18 protein-coding genes are annotated in these 18,080 nt (G+C 58.9%); 9 read left to right on the forward strand and 9 right to left on the reverse strand.

Annotated elements, in window-relative coordinates; genetic code table 11:
- Positions 1 to 67 precede the first annotated feature (67 nt).
- Together J122_RS15305 and J122_RS15310 are read right to left on the reverse strand one after the other, a co-directional pair.
- A complete protein-coding gene (locus J122_RS15305) occupies positions 68 to 1,168 on the reverse strand; it encodes a Leu/Phe/Val dehydrogenase (protein ID WP_061333080.1) in 1,101 nt (366 codons plus the stop codon).
- Between the two features lie 65 nt (positions 1,169 to 1,233).
- Positions 1,234 to 4,737 carry an indolepyruvate ferredoxin oxidoreductase family protein gene (locus tag J122_RS15310; RefSeq protein ID WP_061333102.1) on the reverse strand — a complete coding sequence of 1,168 codons (3,504 nt, stop codon included), beginning with the start codon at positions 4,735 to 4,737 and terminating at the stop codon, positions 1,234 to 1,236.
- A gap of 303 nt (positions 4,738 to 5,040) precedes the next feature.
- Between J122_RS15310 and J122_RS15315 the strand changes: the two genes are divergently transcribed.
- The 3 genes from J122_RS15315 (at position 5,041) to J122_RS15325 (ending at position 7,508) form a co-directional block, all read left to right on the forward strand.
- Positions 5,041 to 5,787 carry an AzlC family ABC transporter permease gene (locus J122_RS15315; protein ID WP_061333081.1) on the forward strand — a complete coding sequence of 249 codons (747 nt, stop codon included), beginning with the start codon at positions 5,041 to 5,043 and terminating at the stop codon, positions 5,785 to 5,787.
- The gene (locus tag J122_RS15320) at positions 5,777 to 6,088 is read left to right on the forward strand and encodes an AzlD family protein (protein WP_061333082.1); all 312 of its coding nucleotides are present in this window, start codon (positions 5,777 to 5,779) and stop codon (positions 6,086 to 6,088) included. Before J122_RS15315 ends, J122_RS15320 begins: the two co-directional genes overlap by 11 nt.
- An 85-nt stretch (positions 6,089 to 6,173) precedes the next feature.
- Complete coding sequence (locus J122_RS15325) at positions 6,174 to 7,508, forward strand: hypothetical protein (protein ID WP_061333083.1); 1,335 nt, start codon at positions 6,174 to 6,176, stop codon at positions 7,506 to 7,508.
- A 141-nt stretch (positions 7,509 to 7,649) separates the two neighbouring features.
- On the opposite strand, the gene J122_RS15330 is transcribed toward J122_RS15325, so the two are convergent.
- The 3 genes from J122_RS15330 to J122_RS15340 all read right to left on the reverse strand — a co-directional run bounded on the left by J122_RS15330 (position 7,650) and on the right by J122_RS15340 (position 10,398).
- Complete coding sequence (locus J122_RS15330; protein ID WP_061333084.1) at positions 7,650 to 8,420, reverse strand: DUF3750 domain-containing protein; 771 nt, start codon at positions 8,418 to 8,420, stop codon at positions 7,650 to 7,652.
- Positions 8,421 to 8,514: 94 nt separating this feature from the next.
- Complete coding sequence (locus J122_RS15335; protein WP_061333085.1) at positions 8,515 to 9,183, reverse strand: hypothetical protein; 669 nt, start codon at positions 9,181 to 9,183, stop codon at positions 8,515 to 8,517.
- A gap of 48 nt (positions 9,184 to 9,231) precedes the next feature.
- The gene (locus tag J122_RS15340) at positions 9,232 to 10,398 is read right to left on the reverse strand and encodes a GNAT family N-acetyltransferase (RefSeq protein ID WP_061333086.1); all 1,167 of its coding nucleotides are present in this window, start codon (positions 10,396 to 10,398) and stop codon (positions 9,232 to 9,234) included.
- A gap of 170 nt (positions 10,399 to 10,568) precedes the next feature.
- On the opposite strand from J122_RS15340, the gene J122_RS15345 reads away from it, so the two are divergent.
- Together J122_RS15345 and J122_RS15350 are read left to right on the forward strand one after the other, a co-directional pair.
- Positions 10,569 to 11,258, forward strand: a complete 690-nt coding sequence (locus J122_RS15345) for a response regulator transcription factor (RefSeq protein WP_061333087.1) — start codon at positions 10,569 to 10,571, stop codon at positions 11,256 to 11,258.
- On the forward strand, positions 11,255 to 12,571 hold the full coding sequence (locus J122_RS15350; protein WP_061333088.1) for a sensor histidine kinase: 1,317 nt from the start codon (positions 11,255 to 11,257) through the stop codon (positions 12,569 to 12,571). Before J122_RS15345 ends, J122_RS15350 begins: the two co-directional genes overlap by 4 nt.
- On the opposite strand, the gene J122_RS15355 is transcribed toward J122_RS15350, so the two are convergent.
- Positions 12,548 to 12,742 carry a hypothetical protein gene (locus J122_RS15355; RefSeq protein ID WP_061333089.1) on the reverse strand — a complete coding sequence of 65 codons (195 nt, stop codon included), beginning with the start codon at positions 12,740 to 12,742 and terminating at the stop codon, positions 12,548 to 12,550. The genes J122_RS15350 and J122_RS15355 overlap by 24 nt on opposite strands.
- Positions 12,743 to 12,752: 10 nt before the next feature.
- Here J122_RS15355 and J122_RS15360 point away from each other — a divergent pair, with 10 nt between their 5' ends.
- From J122_RS15360 to J122_RS15375, 4 genes are all read left to right on the forward strand, one after another.
- Positions 12,753 to 13,358, forward strand: a complete 606-nt coding sequence (locus J122_RS15360) for a YigZ family protein (RefSeq protein WP_061333090.1) — start codon at positions 12,753 to 12,755, stop codon at positions 13,356 to 13,358.
- Between the two features lie 73 nt (positions 13,359 to 13,431).
- The gene (locus J122_RS15365; protein WP_061333091.1) at positions 13,432 to 13,959 is read left to right on the forward strand and encodes a DUF4136 domain-containing protein; all 528 of its coding nucleotides are present in this window, start codon (positions 13,432 to 13,434) and stop codon (positions 13,957 to 13,959) included.
- Positions 13,960 to 13,980: 21 nt separating this feature from the next.
- The gene (locus J122_RS15370; RefSeq protein ID WP_061333092.1) at positions 13,981 to 14,340 is read left to right on the forward strand and encodes a translation initiation factor Sui1; all 360 of its coding nucleotides are present in this window, start codon (positions 13,981 to 13,983) and stop codon (positions 14,338 to 14,340) included.
- Between the two features lie 36 nt (positions 14,341 to 14,376).
- Positions 14,377 to 15,630 (forward strand): D-amino acid dehydrogenase, encoded by a 1,254-nt coding sequence (locus J122_RS15375; protein WP_061333093.1) that lies wholly within the window; start codon positions 14,377 to 14,379, stop codon positions 15,628 to 15,630.
- A gap of 63 nt (positions 15,631 to 15,693) precedes the next feature.
- On the opposite strand, the gene J122_RS15380 is transcribed toward J122_RS15375, so the two are convergent.
- From J122_RS15380 to J122_RS15390, 3 genes are read right to left on the reverse strand one after another with little or no spacing between them, the layout of a single operon-like run.
- A complete protein-coding gene (locus J122_RS15380; protein ID WP_061333094.1) occupies positions 15,694 to 17,340 on the reverse strand; it encodes a fatty acid--CoA ligase in 1,647 nt (548 codons plus the stop codon).
- A gap of 46 nt (positions 17,341 to 17,386) precedes the next feature.
- Positions 17,387 to 17,806, reverse strand: coding sequence for a monovalent cation/H(+) antiporter subunit G (gene mnhG, locus J122_RS15385; protein WP_061333095.1), 420 nt, complete (start codon positions 17,804 to 17,806; stop codon positions 17,387 to 17,389).
- Positions 17,799 to 18,071, reverse strand: a complete 273-nt coding sequence (locus tag J122_RS15390) for a monovalent cation/H+ antiporter complex subunit F (RefSeq protein ID WP_058092151.1) — start codon at positions 18,069 to 18,071, stop codon at positions 17,799 to 17,801. Before J122_RS15390 ends, mnhG begins: the two co-directional genes overlap by 8 nt.
- Between the last annotated feature and the right edge of the window lie 9 nt (positions 18,072 to 18,080).

Genomic DNA, 18,080 nt, shown 5'->3' on the forward strand with positions numbered 1-18,080 from the left:
TTGTTTCAGGGGTTAAAAGGGGAGCCGCAGAACCCTGCGGCCCCCAAGGGGAAGCACCGGTGTCAGGTCACCCGGCGCAAGCCAGCCGCCTGGGCGCCAGCCCAGCACGCGCGGCGTGCTTTCTAAAGCGCTCTTCTGCAAGTTCATTGGCGATCTCACCGGTGGGGAGCCCGGTGCGATCAGAGCGCTGGAATATTTCCGACAGGGTGTCACCGATGGTGTCTACGTGGGCGCGGATTTGCTCGGGTGAGCCTCCGGTGCGTTCGTAGAATACATCGATGATCCCGCCGGCGTTGATGGCGAAATCCGGAGCGTAGAGGATGCCCCGGTGTTTGAGGGCCGCATCATGTTCGGGGCGGTCCAGGAGATTGTTCGCGGCGCCGGCAACGATGGCCGCCCGGATGGCCGGAATGCTCTGGTCGTTCAGCACTGCACCCATGGCGCAGGGGGCTACAACATCCACCGGCAGGCTCAGGATGTCATCGGAGCCAACGGGCGTTGCATCAAACTCGTCCACTGCGCGCTGGAGGTTGTCGGCGTGAATGTCTGTCACCCACAGTTCTGCACCGGCCTCTTTCAGATAGCGGGCCAGGCGGTAGCCAACATTGCCGATGCCCTGGATGGCCACCTTCAGTCCGGTCAGGTTATCCGTGCCGAGCTTGTGTTTTACGGCCGCTTTCAGGCCAATAAAGGTGCCGTAGGCGGTTACCGGTGAAGGGTCCCCTGTGCTGGGCTGGCCATCGAACCCGGTGCGGGTGGTTACGCCGGCCACGTGCCGGGTATGGCGGCCCATCACTTTCAGGTCTGGCACGCTGGTGCCGGAGTCTTCAGCGGCAATGTACTGGCCGCCGAGGCTTTCCAGGTGCCTGCCCATGGCCTCGAGCAAGGCTTCGGTCTTGTGCTTACGCGGGTCGCCGATTATGACGGACTTGCCGCCACCCAGGTCGAGATTGGCCAGGGCAGATTTATAGGTCATCCCCCGGGACAGTCGCAACACATCCCTCAACGCTTCCTCATCGCTGGCGTAGGGAAACATTCGGCAACCGCCGAGTGCTGCACCCCGTGACGTATTGTGGATGGCAATGATGCCCTTCAGGCCGGTTTCGGCGTCGCAGACAAAAGACAGGTGTTCGTGGTGATCGAACTCCGGATGGCTGAATACGTTCATGGCGTTTCACCTCTGTTCCGTGGCCGGCCGCTACCCTTGTGGGGCCTGCGGCGGCTGTTTTTGTTTTAGACCGCCGCGTTGGCGATTTGTTGGTGTGCCCGTTCACCGGGGTTCAGTTCAGCCCGGTACTGCGCCCGTTCTTTTCGGGTGGCTTGATAGGCCGCTTCTTTGACCGGGCCGTAACCGCGGATCTTCGCAGGCAGGCTGGCCAGGTTTCGTGCGGCATCGGCGTGGTCTTTGCTCAGGTGCTTGAGCAGGAAGGCCACATCAGTTTCGTACTCCCGGATGATCTTGCGCTCCAGGCGGCGGTCCGCGGTGTATCCGAAGGGGTCCAGGGGTGTGCCTCGCAGGCTTCGGGCTTTCGCCAGCCATGCGAACACGGTTTCCATCCAGGGACCAAAGGTGTGTTTCTTAGGGCGTTCGCCATTTTTGCTCCGGCTGAGCAGCGGCGGTGCCAGATTGAACTCCAGCTCAATGTCGCCCTCGAACTGCTCCTCCAGCTGCTTGCGCAGGCTGCCATTGCTGAACAGTCGCGCCACTTCGTACTCGTCTTTGTAGGCCAGTACCTTGGCGTAGTTGTCGGCGATGGCTCGGAACAGCAACGGGTCACGGCCGAGTTTCTGGGAGATGGTGTGTTCCGCCTGGCGCACCAGCCTTTCATAGCGCTTGGCCAGGGCGGTGTTCTGGTAATCGCTCAGGTGTTCCATGTTGCGCTGGATCAGTTGATCCGTGGTTTCCATCACCTGCACAGGTGTGCCTTTGGGTTTCGGGAACGCCAGGGCCATCACCCGGTCCAGATGATGGGCAGCCCGGCGGCCCCACAGAAATGCCTGTTTGTTTTTCTCGACCGCCACGTTGTTAAGCTCAATGGCCCGCTCGATGGCTGCGGCACTGAGCGGAAGCAGCCCCTGTTGCCAGGCAAAGCCGACGGTGAACAGGTTGACCGCCATGCCGTCACCCATCAGGGCTTTGGCGAGGTCACCCGCGTTGAGGAACCAGCTGCCATCCGGCCGGCAGGCCTCCTTGACGGTCTGCTCCATGGATTCCCCGGGGAACTGGATGTCCGGGTCTCGGGTAAAGGCGGCGGGCATGGCCTGCTCGGTATTGACCACCGCCCGGGAGAATCGGTTATCCAGCTTGGCCAGGGCGTCGTCGGTGGCGGCGACCATCAGATCAAAGGCGATCATCAGGTCGGCCTCGCCGGCGGGAATGCGCACCGCGTGGATGTTGTCTTGCCGGTCACTGATGCGAATGTGGCTGACGACCGCGCCGAACTTCTGGGCCAGGCCGGCCTGGTCCAGCACGGAGACGCCTTTGCCTTCAAGATGAGCCGCCATGCCCAGCAGGGCGCTGACGGTCACCACGCCGGTGCCGCCGACGCCGGTCAGCAGAATGCCGTAGGGATTGTTGCCGGTGACGGGTGTCGGTTCCGGAAGCTCCGGGAAGTCCACGTCTGCGCTGACGCCGGCAGGCTTTTTCAGCTTGCCACCTTTGACGGTAACAAAGCTCGGGCAGAAACCGCGCACGCAGGAGAAGTCCTTGTTGCAGGAGGACTGGTCAATGGTGCGTTTGCGCCCGGCGTCTGTGTCTTTAGGCAGAATCGACAGGCAGTTGGACTGGATGCCGCAATCACCGCAGCCTTCGCACACGTCCGAGTGAATCATCACGCGCTGGTTTGGGTCTTCCATGGTGCCGCGCTTGCGGCGTCGGCGCTTTTCGGCCGCGCAGGTCTGGTCATAGATGATCACCGAACAGCCTTCGATCTCACGCATTTCCCGTTGCAGGGCGTCCAGGTCGTCCCGGTGATGGAAGGTGGTGCGATCCGCGAAATCGGCCCGCGACGGGTATTTGTCGATATCGTCGCTGACCACCGCGATACGTCGCACGCCCTCACCATACAGCTGATGGCTGATCTGCTGCACCGTCAGGGTGCCATCCACCGGCTGGCCGCCGGTCATGGCCACGGCGTCGTTGTAGAGAATCTTGTAGGTGATGTTGGCACCGGAGGCGATGGCCGCGCGAATGGCCAGTACGCCTGAGTGAAAGTAGGTGCCGTCGCCCAGATTCTGGAACACGTGTTTCTGGTTGGTAAACGGTGCCTGGCCAAGCCAGGTGACGCCTTCACCACCCATCTGCGTGAAGGTGTCGGTACCCCGTTCCATCCAGGTCGCCATGTAGTGACAGCCAATGCCGCCGAGGGCGCGGCTTCCTTCCGGTACCTGGGTGGAGGTGTTGTGGGGGCAGCCAGAGCAGAAGTGCGGAGTCCGCTCCAGTCGCTCCCGGGGTTGCGCCAGACTGTTTTCTTTTTCGGTCAGGAAACCGAGACGCTGTTGCAGTTTATCGTTGCAATAACGGCCATCCAGGCGGGAGGCGATGGCCCGTGCCACCATGGCCGGTGTCAGTTCGGCGATGGTTGGTAGCAGGTCGTTACCCTGGTCGTCCCGCTTGCCGATGACATTGGGGCGTCGGCCATCCTGCCAGGTGTAAAGCTGGGTCTTGATCTGTTCTTCAATCAGTCCCCGTTTTTCCTCGACCACCAGAATTTCCTCCAGCCCCGAGGCAAACTCAAACATGCCCTCGGGTTCCAGAGGCCAGGGCATGGCGACCTTGTAAACCGCCAGCCCGATGGCTTCACGCTCCTCATCGCCCAAGCCGAGGTCTGCCAGCGCCTGGATCACATCCAGGTAGGCTTTGCCGGTGGTGACGATACCCAGCCGGGGCTGTTCAACCGAAAGCACCGTGCGGTCCAGGCGGTTGGCCCGGCAAAAGGCCTTGGCGGCTTCCAGCTTGTGCCGGTGCAGGCGCTCCTCCTGCGCCATAGGTTTGTCTGGCCAGCGGGAGTTCAGGCCACCTTCCGGCATGGGAAACTGTGTGGGAATGCGGATGTTGATCCGGCTGAGATCCAGGTTGGCAGAAATGGACGAATCCATGTTTTCGGCCAGGGCTTTGAAGCCAATCCAGCAGCCGCTAAACCGCGACATGGCCCAGCCGTAGAGGCCCAGATCCAGAATGTCCTGAATGCCGGCGGGGTTGAGCACCGGCATACCCGCATCCAGAAACGCATAATCACTTTGATGGGGCAGGGTGGAAGATTTGCAGGCATGGTCGTCGCCAGCGACGGCCAGTACCCCACCAAATCGGGAGGTGCCCGCCGCGTTAGCGTGCTTGAACACATCACCGGTGCGGTCCACACCCGGGCCTTTGCCATACCAGAGGGCAAACACGCCGTCGTAACGGGCACCTTCAAAGATGTTGACCTGCTGGCTGCCCCAGACAGCGGTGGCGCCAAGGTCTTCATTCACCCCGGGTAAAAAATGGATGTTGTTTTCTTTGAGGTGGTCCCGGGCTTTCCACAGAACCTTGTCAAAACCGCCAAGGGGAGATCCGCGATAGCCAGAGATAAAGCCTGCGGTGTTCAGGTTGTTCTTGCGGTCGAGTTGGGCTTGGAGCAGGGGCAGTCTCGCCAGGGCCTGGCTGCCGTTCATGTAGACCGAACCGGCATCTTTTTCCCAGACATCGTCAAGGCTGACGGGACGCAGCCCCTTTGGGGAGCGTAAAAGATCAGACATGTTGAAATCCTCTCCCACCTGGCCGGATCGCGGCGGTAGGTTTGTCTTGTTTTTGTAATCCCGGCTTTTGGCCGGATGTTCGATTTCATCAGTCCTGCCCGGTGGATTGGCCGGGTTGCCCTTTTGGGGCTGGACGAAAAACAAACTAGAATAAGTTTACGTTCACGTCAATGAGGGCGAGGCGACCGAGTTCGCAAAAGTGTGATTTGTTCATATAACTGATTGAGCAAAATAGGAAAAATAATTCCGGGCTAGCGGTTATTACCTATTCGCGTTTTGGCGGTTCCGGCTTAGTTTCTCGTAATGTCTGCCAGTTTATATCCTTACCAATTTCAGCCGCACAGGGTGCGAGCTGAGTTTTTTCGTTTACTTCCCATCTCATTGTTCGTGGTGGCGTTTGGTGCTGCCTTTGGCCTGGCGGCCATCCAGAAGGGCTTGTCGCCGCTTGAATCCATCCTGATGAGCACCACCGTGTTCGCCGGTGCGTCCCAGTTCGCCGCGGTGGACATGTGGGGCACCGAAGTCTCGGTGCTGCCAATGATTGCCGTGGTGTTTGCCATCAACTCCCGGCACCTGCTGATGGGCGCTTCTTTGTACCCCATGCTCAAAGACGTCTCGCCGGGCAAGCGCTACGGACTATTGCTGTTGCTGACAGACGCCAACTGGGCGGTCTCGGCGCAGGAGTATCAGAGTGGGCGGCGCAATCTTGAGGTGATCCTGGGTGGTGGGCTGGTGCTTTGGCTGGCCTGGATGATCGGTACCGGGCTGGGTGTGTACTTCGGTGGCCTGCTACAGAACCCCAGAGCACTGGGCCTGGATATGGTACTGGGCTGCTTTCTGTTGGCCATGGCCCTCGGTGGCAAGAAATCGCCGCGTATTCTCGTGGCCTGGCTGGTGGCCGGTGCTGCTTCGCTGGCGGCGTGGAAATGGCTGCCGCCCAATATGCACGTTGTGGTGGGTGCACTGGCTGGTGGTGTGATCGGACTGTTCTGGCTGGAACCCGGAGCCCAGAGCCGGGAAGATAACCTGGAGGTCCGGCATGGCGATTGAAACCACAACCCTGGGTGTTCTGGCGTTGATCGCCATCATGGCAGTGGTGACCCTGGTAACCCGCTTCGGCGGGGTGTTCATCATGTCGTTCCTGCGCATCAGCCCGCGGGTTGAGAGTTTCATCAACACCATGGCGAGCTCGGTGCTGATTGCCATTATTGTGCCCATGGCGGTGACTGGCGATCTGGGAGCCCTGGCTGCGCTGGTGACCACCGGCGTTGCCATGCTGGCCATCCGCAAACCCCTGCCGGCCATTACTCTGGGCCTTCTGGCTGCCGCGTTGGTGCGGTATCTCAACTAAGTCTCTGATTCTGACTGGTTAAAAACTGCTCAAGTTTTCCGGTGATGTGCCGATACCCTGACAGGTCAGTTGAGGTACGAACACCATGATTTCATCCAGTCAGATTTCCCTGTTTCAGAACAGCAGCCGCCAGGTGCAGGCTATGGACAGTAGCCAGTTGCGCATTACCCAGCAGAACGCGGGTTTGCCCCAACAGGGATTGCAGGCCGGCGCCACTGAGTTGTCTTTGTTCCGACAGGCGGCCTACCGTTATAGCAGCCAGGAACAGCTGGCGTTCAGCAGTGCCAGCCAGGTGAGTGGGGATAATCGCACGGCCTCGTTTACCAGTGCCGAGCTGATCGAAAAATCCGCCGACCTGTTCCTGCTCGGCCAGCAGGCATTGACCGTCAGCCGGGCGGCTCTGGGCGGAGAGGCCGTGGGGGAATCCCAGGGCAGCCTGTCGGTGACTGCCGGCCGCTATATGTTCTACTCGGAAAGCGAGAGTCGTAGCTTTGCATCCACCGGCAGCATCACCCTGCAAAACGGCGAAACCATTGACTTTACCCTATCACTTCGACAATCACAGTCACGGACCTACGAATACTCCGAACTGATCCAGATTCAGGAACGCCCGCTGACTGACCCGCTGGTGATCAACTTCGGCGCTTCCACCGCGCGGTTGACCGACACGTTGTTCGAATTTGACATGAACGGCGACGGCCAGACCAGCCAGTTTGCCAGCCTGGGTGCTGGCAGCGGTTACCTGGTGTTTGACCGCAATGGCAACGGCAAGGTAGACGATGGCTCCGAGCTGTTTGGTCCCCAAACCGGTTCCGGTTTCAGCGAACTCGCCAAGTATGACGACGACGGCAACCGCTGGATCGATGCTAACGACGAAGTGTTCAAATCCCTGTCGGTCTGGGTACAAACCGCCGACGGCGGCGGTGCCTTGCGGTCACTGGAGGAGGTGGGCGTCCAGGCTCTTTACGTTGGCAGCGTAGAGGATCAGTTTACCTTGACCAACCCGCAGGGCGTTCCCCTGGGCCAGATCAAGGCTTCCGGCATTTACCTGACCACAGACGGTGAGGTGCGTACCCTGGAGGAGCTGGATTTGGCGGAGCAGAACACTGAGTCCGCGCCGGCGGAGAGCACATTCCTTGGTGTGCGCGGTGGTAATGAAGCCGCCAACGGAAACGGGAACTCTAACGGTAATGGTCCGGTAAATGCCCGCATTGAAGCCATCCAGAACGCTCTGGAAAAGCTAAATGAAATTCGCAAGAAACAGCAGGACTTTATCGAGGCTTCCAAGGATCAGGGCAAAAAGAAATCACCGCTGGATGACTATCTGAAGTTGATCGACCGGCTACGCCTGGAATTGTTGAATTCTCAGGATGAGAAAAAACAGGCGGCCAGTCGGTATTTGGAGTTCGCAAAACTCTAGGTCCAACACCGATGGAGGTCGGGGAGCGGGTAAGCCTCACAAAACTGTGCGGAGCCAGGGATGGCGGAGCCCAAGCGCCACATGGATGTGCCGAAGGAGCGTGTTTTGGGAGGCTTACCCGCTCCCCGGCCGTGTTCAAACTCAGTGAGTTGAGTCTGGCATGGGGTTGGTATTACGCAGAGCCAGCTCACCAATCCCAGGTAACTTGATCCCCAGCGCCAAGGGATTAACACCCAGCGACAATCCCAGAATGTTCAGCTCCACGCCTTCCCGGACACCCGCCAGAACACCAACATAGCCTCCCAGCGAAAGCTGGTAACCGGCACCACCGGGTGTTGCTGCCCCCACACGGCTGCCCAGATAGTCCTTGCCGATGGCGTGATTGGGTAACGCCACGTTCAACCCCGGTGTTTCCCGGATAACCCAGGCCACGAAGGTGTTGCTGTTGGGGCCGGGCCAGGCCTCGTATTCGTTAATGTACGGGTATGACTGCACCGCCTCGTAGATGTCGGGAATCAGAGCCTTGGCCTCATCGCCCCGAATATCTGCATACAACTCTGGCCGGGCACCGAACCAATGGCGGTCCGGATCGTCCGGGCGGGAGCTGACTACGTGCTGGCGCCAGCCAATGACCTCATGCACCTTGTAGTGATCGGCGCCTTCCTCTTTGGTGGCCACCCAGGTGTGTACCGCGAAATAGCCGCGCCAGCTCCAGGCCCGGGCGCCGTATACCTGAACGATGGCTTCGTGAGTGTCTACCGCCGCCGGTGCTATACCAGCGCTGTCACGGCTGGCGGTTTGCCAGGCATTTCGTTCTGGCTGGGTGCCGGTGGCTGCCAGCAGCAGGGGGCCGGAAAACAGCAACAGCAGTGCGCCCAGAAACCAGCCAGAGTACTTCAATAGTCGTGTCATTGGCGTGTCCGTCTTGGGGAGGTTTCACAGACTGTACCCGGGCAAATAAGTTCCGGATCACCCTTGGTCAAAGCAATATAACCCGGGTCGCACTCTATGAGTTACGGATACTTCTTTCGCGGATGGTTGATGCGAGCTGGTTGATCAGGTCCCGGGCATCGCCTTCGTGCAGGCTGTGGCATTTGTCCTGCAGCACCCGTCGGTCGTGGCTGGACGAGGTGTTGGAGACATCTTTCAGCAGGTCAAGATGCTGGCAGGCTGCCAGGTGTGCCTTGATTTCGGTATCAATCAGTCGGGTGGCGAGCCCGTCGACCACGTCGCTGCAGAATGGGCGGTTTCTGTTCAGAAGATTCCGGGCTTCGAGGGCCGCATGGCGGGCTTCCAGCCTCAATTCCCCCGATGCCTCACCGGCTTCAACGGCCCTGAGGAACATGCCCAGGCGCTCGTACAGGTGCCACACCTGTGGCCAGAGTTTGTCATAGGCTTCTTTTTCAGTGCGGTACCGGGCTTCGTCAAACAAAGAGGACATGTGTGGTGATGAACCGGACTCGCCCGTGCGGTTGAACTGCGCTACCCGAAACTCGTCGACCTCCCGCCAGAGGGTGTCGGCCCGCTCACGCAGGGTTGTTAACTCCTCCCGGTGCCGACGCCGGGCGCTGGCGGTAAACAGGATGGAGCCCAAGGCAAGCAGTATGGCTGCAGCCGAGAGCAGTAACGGCAGATGATCTGATGAGAGAAAAGTGCCCAGTTGGCCAGTGTCCATGGCGTTCGACCTCCGTCGAATTCCCGTACTGAGGTTACAGTATAGAGGCTAATCCGGCTCCTGCTGTCGGAATGGCAGGGCGGATTGCGCGTCGTTAAAGTAACTTATCACATGCTCTGCTTCTTCGTGTGTGAAGCTTTGGATAGCCTCTCGAAACCCCGGGTGCAGGATGCCGTGCCAGGAATGAGTAATGATGGGTTCAAAGCCCCGCACCAGTTTGTGTTCTCCCTGTGCGCCCGCATCGAAGTGCTGGAGCCCGAGTGTCAGGGCGAGTTCAATGCCCTGGTAGTAGCAGGTTTCGAAATGCAGGTGGTTGTATTCTTCCAGGCAGCCCCAGTAACGGCCATACAGGGTGGTGTCGCTGGCCAGGAACAGGGCGCCGGCAATCAGCTGGCCTTCGCGAACCGCCATGATCAGGTGCAGGTGTTCTGGCATGGTCTCCCGCAATTGCTCGAAGAACAGCTTGTTCAGGTAGGGTGGGCGGCCGCGCTTGAGGTAGGTGGCCTGGTAGAACACGTAGAAGGCCGACAGTACCTGATCTGAAATATCCTGCCCGTGAAAATGCTGGAAGTGGATGCCCTGCTCGGCCACTTGCCGGCGTTCTTTGCGAATGGATTTACGCTTGCGGGAGGTGAGCGCCGCGAGGAAATCGTCAAATCCTTCATAGCCGTGGTTGTGCCAGTGAAACTGGCATCCGATGCGGTGCAGTTCGTCCTCATGCTGTAACAGAGCCTGGTCTGCGGTGTCCGGGAACAGCAGGTGCCAGGAATGCGCGCCAAGTTGTTCGGTCAGGTCGGTCAGAAGCGAGTCGAGCAGTGCCGGCGTGAGCTGCCCGCGGAAGCCTTCCTCCAACAAGAATCGGGGGCCCTGGGAGGGGGTGAACGGCACGGCGATCAGGAGTTTGGGGTAATAGGGCAGGTTGTAGCGTTGGTAGGCTTCCGCCCAACTGAAGTCAAAAACATGTTCGCCCATGGAGTGGCTTTTCAGGTAAGCCGGGGCGAGACCGCAAATTTTACCGTCAACGCGAAATACCAGATGGCTGGGTGTCCAGCCGGTTTCGGTGCGGGTGCAGCCTGAGCGTTCCAGTGCCTGAAGGAATTCATAGCGCAGGAACGGGTTGTCGCAACCGGCCAGCCGTTGCCAGTCCCGCTCCGGGATGTCGGCAATGCTGGCGCAGTGTTCGAGGGTGATCTCGGGCTTTTCAGGTGTTGCCATGGTTGGGGTCAGGTCCGGTGTTTAATATCTATACCATACGACAGAACCCGGCCAATGATCACTTATCAATGTCAGGGCGTTGTAAAGGTTCGGTAAAGAAAAAGCGTGGTAGATCAGAACCCTCTGGCGGCCGTGCTAGACTGTGGCCGTGTAACAGACGAGAGAGCAGCATGCAGAACCGGGTATTGTTGATCGAAGACGATGACGAGCTGAGAGAACTGCTGGCCAGATACCTGACCAATCAGGGATTCACGGTACGGGAAGCGGCCAATGGCCGGGATGGCCTGGCCCTGGCGTTGGGGCAGGATTGCGATATTGTGGTTCTGGATATCATGTTGCCAGACATCAATGGCCTGGATGTGCTGCGCGAACTTCGTGGGCAAACCCACCTGCCGGTGATTCTGCTGACGGCCCGGGGCGACGAGACCGACCGTATTGTCGGTTTTGAGGTGGGCGCCGATGATTACATCCCGAAACCCTGCAATCCCCGCGAGCTGGTTGCCCGCCTGCAGGCGCTGCTTCGCCGCATCGCCTGGGACCAGAAATCCGATGTGGACGCCACCCGCACCTACGGGGACCTGCGGGTGGAGCCCGGCCAACGGCGAATATATCAGGATGATGCGCCCCTGGAACTGACAGCGACCGAATACGAGGTGCTTCAGGTGTTGCTGGCCCACGCCGGCAGTGTGGTGCGCAAAACCGACCTGATGCAGTGGGCCCTTGGCCGGAGGCTGGAAGCCTACGATCGTACTCTGGACATGCACATCAGCAACCTGCGCAAGAAGCTCGGCAATGATGATCCTCCTCGAATCGAAACCATACGAGGCCTGGGTTACAGCTACCGGGTGCCTGCTGTATGAAGCGCTTTATGTTCCCCTTGTTCTGGCGTATTTTCCTGTCAATCTGGCTCGCCATGGCGGTTACCGTGGTGGCCAGCAATCTCGCAACCCGGTATCTGCTGGACCGGGAACGCCAGGCCATTGAGCGCCAGGTAGGATTGCATGAGCTGGCCCGGGAAGCCCTGGCCCTGCGCTTGGGAGAAGATCGCGGGGCGATGTGGCGTTTTCTGAGAGCCGAAGGCGAGCGCCTTGACCTGCACCTGATGCTGATCGAAAAAGAAGAGGGACATCACCGGTTGCCACGCCAGATTCGGGAACGCATCCAGTCGGGCTGGTATCCCAACAAGCCTGCTGTCATCACTCTGGACGAAGGCTATCAACTGGTTGCCTGGCCGCGGATGGGCAGTGATGGCTGGCTAGACCCTAAATTCTTCCGCTTTGTCGAGCTTGGACTGGCCTTTGTGCTGATCTCTCTGGCATGTTGGTGGATTGCCCGATTCGTTTCCAGGCCTTTGCGCCACATGGAGTCGACGGCAAAGGCAATCGCGGATGGCGACACCCAGTTGCGGGTTCCAAACCGGATTGCCCGCCGCCGGGACGAAGTCGGTCAGCTGGCCAGTGCTTTTAACGCCATGACCGATCGGCTGTGTCAGTTACTGGAACGCCAGAACCACCTGCTGCGTGATATTTCCCATGACCTGAGAACGCCGCTGGCGCGACAGAGGGTTGCCATTGAACTTGCCAGTGACGGCGGTGCCGACCCCGCACTCATGGACAGCATCCTGCGCCAGAACGAGCGGCTGGAAACCATGACCGGACAAATTCTGACCCTTTACCGGGTGTCTGAGAACGGTGGCTCGATGGAACGTGAGCCGGTGAAACCTCTGGCGCTGATGAACCGGGTGCTGCGGGATGCGGCCGATTACGCCGAACACCGTGGGGTGGACTGTAAACTCATCGCAGCTGACGACACCAGAGCGGTGTCGGTGCTTGGGGATTCGGGGTTATTGCAGCGAGCTTTGGATAACGTATTACAGAATGCGCTGGACCACACGCCACCGGGGAAATCCGTGCACGCATCATTAGCGTTGGTGGATGGCAGCATACAGCTGGATATTGCCGATGATGGCCCCGGCGCACCAAACGAGTTATTGCAACAGTTGTTCGAGCCGTTTTTCCGGGCTGATAAATCCCGGGGCGGTAAGGGGTGGGGATTGGGGCTGGCCATTGCCCGGGACATTGTCAACGCTCACGATGGCGCAATCTCGGCCCGGAACCGTTCCGAGGGCGGCCTGCAGGTGACCATCCGGCTACCCGTTTTTATCGGTGGTTGACTGCCTTTTGGCAGGTTTTGGCTCACCTTCGGGTTTAAGGCGTTCAGCGGCTGAGAAGTCGATGCCTTCTAGCAGCTCGTCCTCATCAAAGCGAATGCCGCAGGCCGCCTTGCGTATTTTTGCCGGGGCAGCGGTGCCAGGACTGTTTTGATCGTTATCTTCGGAGGTCATAGGTTGCTCCATGAGTAAAGATTACCCTGTACCCTCAGGATACCTTGAGCGAGAAACGGAAGTGAAGAAGAGCCGCTTCATCGCCCGGGTGTATCCGGTAAGCTCCCGTGATGAGGTCAGGGAACACGTTGCCCGTGCCCACCGGGACTACCCGGACGCCCGTCATGTGTGCTGGGCCTACCAGATTGGCCGGCCCGGTTCGGCGGCCGAAGCCGCCATGAATGACGATGGCGAACCCTCTGGTACTGCCGGCAAGCCCATCCTGAACGTGGTCCAGCACAAGGACATGGGGGACGTACTGGTGATCGTTGTCCGCTACTTCGGGGGCATCAAGCTGGGTGCGGGCGGTTTGGTTCGCGCCTACGCCGGCGCGGCAGAGAGCGTGTTATCGGAGGTGGGCCGGACCATACAGCAGATCCGGGTGCAGGCAGAGGTGGTTCTGGGTTTTGCAGACGAACAGCCACTTCGGCACTGGTGTGAAGGCCATGAAGGCCACATTGAATCGATTCAGTACAGTAACCGGGTCAATGCGCTGGTGTCGGTACCTGAAGCCCGTGCGACAGAGTTCGCTGCGTTCTGCGATGCGCAAAAGCTGGATTACCGTTTGGAAACCTGAACCGGGTGGCAAACTGAAAGTGCCCGGTCGGGCGTATACTGGACCATATGAGTGTTTAACGCAGGAGAAGACCATGCGAATGTTTATCATAGCGGTGATGGCCGCATTTATCACCGGCTGCGCCAGCAACGTGGTTACCGACTACAACTCGGCGACAGTGTTCGGAAACTTCACCAGTTGGGCATACGCACCGGGACAACAGGATTCCGGCTTCACGTCGCTGGATGACAGTCGGGTTCGTGCCGCGATAGAGCGCGAAATGACCCGCAAAGCAATGAAGCGGGTTCCTGATACGGAGGCTGACCTGCTGGTTACCTGGCAGATCGTTCCGGAAGAGCGCCTGGAGCAAGTGGGTGTAGGGCTTGGCTTCGGTTTCGGAAGAGGCAACTTTGGCTGGGGCGTATCGGCTCCGCCACCGGTTCGGGAAATCACCGAGGGCAAGCTGGTTGTCGAACTGGCTGATAGACGTTCCTCAGAGGTGGTTTGGCGTGCTGCGAGCCGCCGTTACCTGAACGAAAACCAGTCACCGGAAACCCGGCGCAAGTTGATTGACGAGGTTGTCTCGGAAATGTTTTCCAAATACCCTCCCGGCCTGAACTGATCAACAGGCAGAGGCTGGTGTATGGGAATGAAAAAGCGGGAAGGCGGCCTGGTTTTCTCCACAGAGCAGGGGCGCATGTGCCCGGAGTGTCGGAACCCGGTCGCTGATTGTACCTGCGGGCAGCCGGAACGGCCGTCGGGTGACGGCGTTGTTCGGGTCAGCCGGGAAACCAAAGGGCGAAAAGGTAAGGGGGTCACCCTGATCACTGGTATCCCGATGGATGACAAAGACCTGAAGGCCTACGCCAAAGTGCTAAAAGCCAAATGCGGCACAGGTGGTACAGTGAAGGACGGTGTGGTGGAAATTCAGGGAGACCAACGGGATATTCTCGTGCCCTTGCTTCAGCAGAAAGGATGGACGGTAAAAAAATCCGGAGGCTGAGGTTTCACTACAGACAACGATTCAGAGGAGGCGCGCATGCATGTACTGGTTCTAGGGGCCGGTGTCGTAGGAGTTACCTCGGCCTGGTATCTGCACCAGCAGGGCCATCAGGTAACGGTAGTCGACCGCCAGAGCCAGTCAGGCCTGGAAACCAGTTATGCCAACGGTGGCCAGATTTCTGTGTCTCATGCCGAGCCCTGGGCCAATCCCTCGGCGCCTGTCAAGGTACTGAAGTGGCTGTTTCAGCCGGATGCGCCTCTGTTATTCCGCCCCCGACTGGATCCCTACCAATGGCGCTGGGCCTTGTCTTTCCTGACCCAGTGCACCTCAGCCAAGGCAGCCCATAACATTCGCCAGATGGTTAATTTGGGCACCTATAGCCGGGACTGCCTGCAGGAACTGCGCAGAGATGTGGGTATCGAATACGACCACCTCGAGAAAGGTATCCTTCATTTCTACACCAACCCTGCAGAGTTTGATGCGGCCATGGAGCCAGCCCGGATCATGCGTGAGCTTGGTTGTGACCGACAGGTGATCGATGCGGAGCAGGCGGTGCAGATTGAACCAGCATTACAGCCAGTGCGCCATCGAATTGCCGGAGCCACATACACTGCCGATGATGAAAGTGGTGATGCCCGGGCCTTCACCCAGGCGTTGGCAAAGCGTTGTGAGGAGGCCGGCGTAACGTTTGTGTACGGGACCGAGGTGCTGGATTTTGATCGCGCCGGTGACCGTATTCTGGGCGTGCAGGTCGTTAACGAAGGCAAACACCAGATCCTTCGCGCGGACAGCTATGTGCTGAGTCTCGGCAGCTTCAGTGCCATCCTGGCCCGCAAACTGGGGCTATTCCTGAACATTTACCCCGCCAAGGGCTACTCAATCACCGTGCCGGTCAAGAACCCGGACGCGGCGTTCAATGTCAGTTTGACCGATGACGAGTACAAACTGGTCTATTCGCGACTGGGGGACAGGATACGGGTGGCTGGTACGGCTGAACTCAATGGCTATACCCGGGATCTGAACTACACTCGGTGCCGGGCTATCGTGCGAAGATCAGCGGAACTGATGCCGGAAGCCGCATACTGGGACAAGTCCGAGTTCTGGACTGGCCTGCGGCCAGCAACGCCTTCGAACGTGCCCTATATCGGGAAAAGCCATTTTGCCAACCTGTACCTGAACACGGGCCATGGCACCCTGGGCTGGACTCACTCCTGTGGTTCCGCAGCGGCATTGGCAGACATTGTGGCAGGGCGTAAACCCGAGGTTGACTTCACGTTCTCCGGGCTCTGATCTCCGGGCACAAAAGAGCCGGCGACTGCATGGCAGTGGCCGGCTTTTTTAGATCGGAGGTGGTCAGTCCTTGAGCTGGTCTCGAATCAACTTCTTGTTGATTTTGCCAACACTGGTTTTGGGGATATCCTCCACGAAATCAATTTGCTCCGGGATTGCCCATTTGTTGATCTCGCCGCTCTCCACGAACTGTTTCAGGTGGCTCTGAATGTCCTCGACGCCGGCCTGCTCACCGGGTTTGAGTGTCACCAGGGCATGCGGCCGCTCGCCCCATTTCTCATCGGGCACGCCAACCACAGCGGCACCCGCAACGGCCGGGTGCTGGCTGATCAGGTTCTCAAGGTCCAGAGAGGAAAGCCACTCGCCACCGGTCTTGATGACATCCTTGATGCGATCCTTGATGGTCAGCGTGTTGTCTGGCTCCATACTCGCCACGTCACCGGTGTGCAACCAGCCGCCTTCCCAGAGTTCCTCGCCCTTGTCAGCCTGCTTGAAATAGCTCTGGGTCAGCCACGGTGCCCGGGCAACCACTTCGCCCTTGGCTTCGCCATCGTGGGCAACCGGGTTGCCATCCGGGTCGACTATATCCAGGTCGACCAACGGTACGGCAATGCCGGTTTTCACCCGGATAGCCGTTTGCTGCTCAAGCGGTAGCTCCAGATCTTCCGGCTTCATGTGGGTGGCGCTCAGCAGCGGGCAGGTTTCCGACATGCCGTAGCCGGTGTACATGTGAATGCCGAGCCTCGCGGCCGCGTCACACAGGCCCTTGGTCAGGGCGCTGCCGCCAATGAGTACATGCCAGTTGCTGAGGTCGGCCGTTTTGATGGACTCGGTGGCCATCATCATCTGCATAATGGTGGGCACGCAGTGCGAGAAAGACACTTTGTGCGTTTTCAGCAGGTCAACCAACAGTTCTGGCTCGTAGCGGCCCGGGTAAACCTGTTTGATGCCCATCATCGTGGCTGCGTAGGGCACACCCCAGGCGTGAACATGGAACATGGGGGTGACCGGCATATACACGGAGGATGAACGCAGCAGCGGCATTTCATCGAAGTGAGCGATGGTGCCGGTCATGGCCAGTGTGTGCAGTACCAACTGCCGGTGGCTGAAATACACGCCTTTGGGGTTGCCGGTGGTGCCCGTGGTGTAGAACGTGGTGGCCACGCTGTTTTCGTCAAAGTCCGGGAAATCGAACTGATTGTCGGCTTTGGCCAGCAAGGCCTCGTATTCGCCGTAGGTATCGACAGACGTTGCTTTGGCACCGTCACTGTCGGTCAGTTGAATCCAGGTTTTGACGGTTTTGATTTCGTCTTTGACGCCTTCGATGATCGGCATAAAGTCGTCATGTACCAGCACCACATCGTCTTCCGCGTGGTTCATGGTGTAAACAATCTGTTCCGGTGACAGGCGCACATTAACCGTGTGCAGAATGGCACCGATCATCGGAATCGCGAAGAAACATTCCAGGTACCGTGGGGTATCCCAGTCCATGACGGCAACGGTGTCGCCGGGCTTTACGCCCGCGTCTGTCAGGGCGTTGGCGAGTTTGTGGATGCGCTCTACCAGGTCGGTATAGGTGTACTTGCTGCGGTTGGCGTAAACGATTTCCTGGTCCGGGTTATAGCGGGGGCCAGACAGCAGAAGCCGTTTGATCAGAAGGGGGTACTGATAAGCGTTGTCGGCCGCGGGGAGAATGCGGGTTTGTGCCATGGTCTACACCTCTTCGACGTCTTGTTGGATGGTTGTTCTTGTTTGTTCAGTCTTCGTCATCCTCGCTGCGCTTTTCGTGCTTGGGCGGGATCACGCTTTCCGGAGCGGGTTCAAAGCCGCTGTACAGCTTGTGGGTTTTGTCGTCGTAGTTATCTTTGAGTTCATCCTTCACTGTGCCTTCCCAAAGTGGTGTGCCCAGGAAGTAGCCTGCCCGGCCAATCACATGGGCGGCAATCGGCGCGGTGATCAGGATAAAAATCACAATCGCGAACGCCCGTGTAAACACCACCACATCCGCGAAATACACCGCCACACCGGCCATGGTCATCATGGCACCCATGGCACCGGCCTTTGTCGACGCGTGCATTCGGGTGGGCAGGTCCGGAAGCCGGAGGATGCCCACAGAAGCCAGAATCATGAAGCTGGCACCCGTCAGGAGCAATATGGCAACTATCAGTTCATTCACTTTTGGGTCCTCCTCGCTCCAGGAACCGGGCAAAACCAACGGCCGTCAGGAACGCTGTCAGGGCAATAACAATGGCAACATCCAGAAGGCTGGGCACGCCGGTATCGATGGCGTGCACCCCTACGTAACCGACCACGATAGAGGCGATCAGTTCCAGAGAAACCACCCTGTCGGGCAATGATGGCCCTTTAATCAACCGGATAAACCCGAACAAAAGGGCCACCGACAGCATGAAATAGACAATATTGATAACAACATCCAGCACGTTTGGGCT

Origin of the sequence: Marinobacter excellens LAMA 842 (assembly GCF_001574445.1) — a bacterium.
Lineage (GTDB): Bacteria > Pseudomonadota > Gammaproteobacteria > Pseudomonadales > Oleiphilaceae > Marinobacter > Marinobacter shengliensis.

Coding starts and splice junctions, on each gene's coding strand:
- J122_RS15305 (WP_061333080.1), bottom strand. CDS start 1,168: ATGAACGTATTCAGCCATCCGGAGTTCGATCACCACGAACACCTGTCT.
- J122_RS15310 (WP_061333102.1), bottom strand. CDS start 4,737: ATGTCTGATCTTTTACGCTCCCCAAAGGGGCTGCGTCCCGTCAGCCTT.
- J122_RS15315 (WP_061333081.1), top strand. CDS start 5,041: ATGTCTGCCAGTTTATATCCTTACCAATTTCAGCCGCACAGGGTGCGA.
- J122_RS15320 (WP_061333082.1), top strand. CDS start 5,777: ATGGCGATTGAAACCACAACCCTGGGTGTTCTGGCGTTGATCGCCATC.
- J122_RS15325 (WP_061333083.1), top strand. CDS start 6,174: ATGATTTCATCCAGTCAGATTTCCCTGTTTCAGAACAGCAGCCGCCAG.
- J122_RS15330 (WP_061333084.1), bottom strand. CDS start 8,420: ATGACACGACTATTGAAGTACTCTGGCTGGTTTCTGGGCGCACTGCTG.
- J122_RS15335 (WP_061333085.1), bottom strand. CDS start 9,183: ATGGACACTGGCCAACTGGGCACTTTTCTCTCATCAGATCATCTGCCG.
- J122_RS15340 (WP_061333086.1), bottom strand. CDS start 10,398: ATGGCAACACCTGAAAAGCCCGAGATCACCCTCGAACACTGCGCCAGC.
- J122_RS15345 (WP_061333087.1), top strand. CDS start 10,569: ATGCAGAACCGGGTATTGTTGATCGAAGACGATGACGAGCTGAGAGAA.
- J122_RS15350 (WP_061333088.1), top strand. CDS start 11,255: ATGAAGCGCTTTATGTTCCCCTTGTTCTGGCGTATTTTCCTGTCAATC.
- J122_RS15355 (WP_061333089.1), bottom strand. CDS start 12,742: ATGACCTCCGAAGATAACGATCAAAACAGTCCTGGCACCGCTGCCCCG.
- J122_RS15360 (WP_061333090.1), top strand. CDS start 12,753: ATGAGTAAAGATTACCCTGTACCCTCAGGATACCTTGAGCGAGAAACG.
- J122_RS15365 (WP_061333091.1), top strand. CDS start 13,432: ATGCGAATGTTTATCATAGCGGTGATGGCCGCATTTATCACCGGCTGC.
- J122_RS15370 (WP_061333092.1), top strand. CDS start 13,981: ATGGGAATGAAAAAGCGGGAAGGCGGCCTGGTTTTCTCCACAGAGCAG.
- J122_RS15375 (WP_061333093.1), top strand. CDS start 14,377: ATGCATGTACTGGTTCTAGGGGCCGGTGTCGTAGGAGTTACCTCGGCC.
- J122_RS15380 (WP_061333094.1), bottom strand. CDS start 17,340: ATGGCACAAACCCGCATTCTCCCCGCGGCCGACAACGCTTATCAGTAC.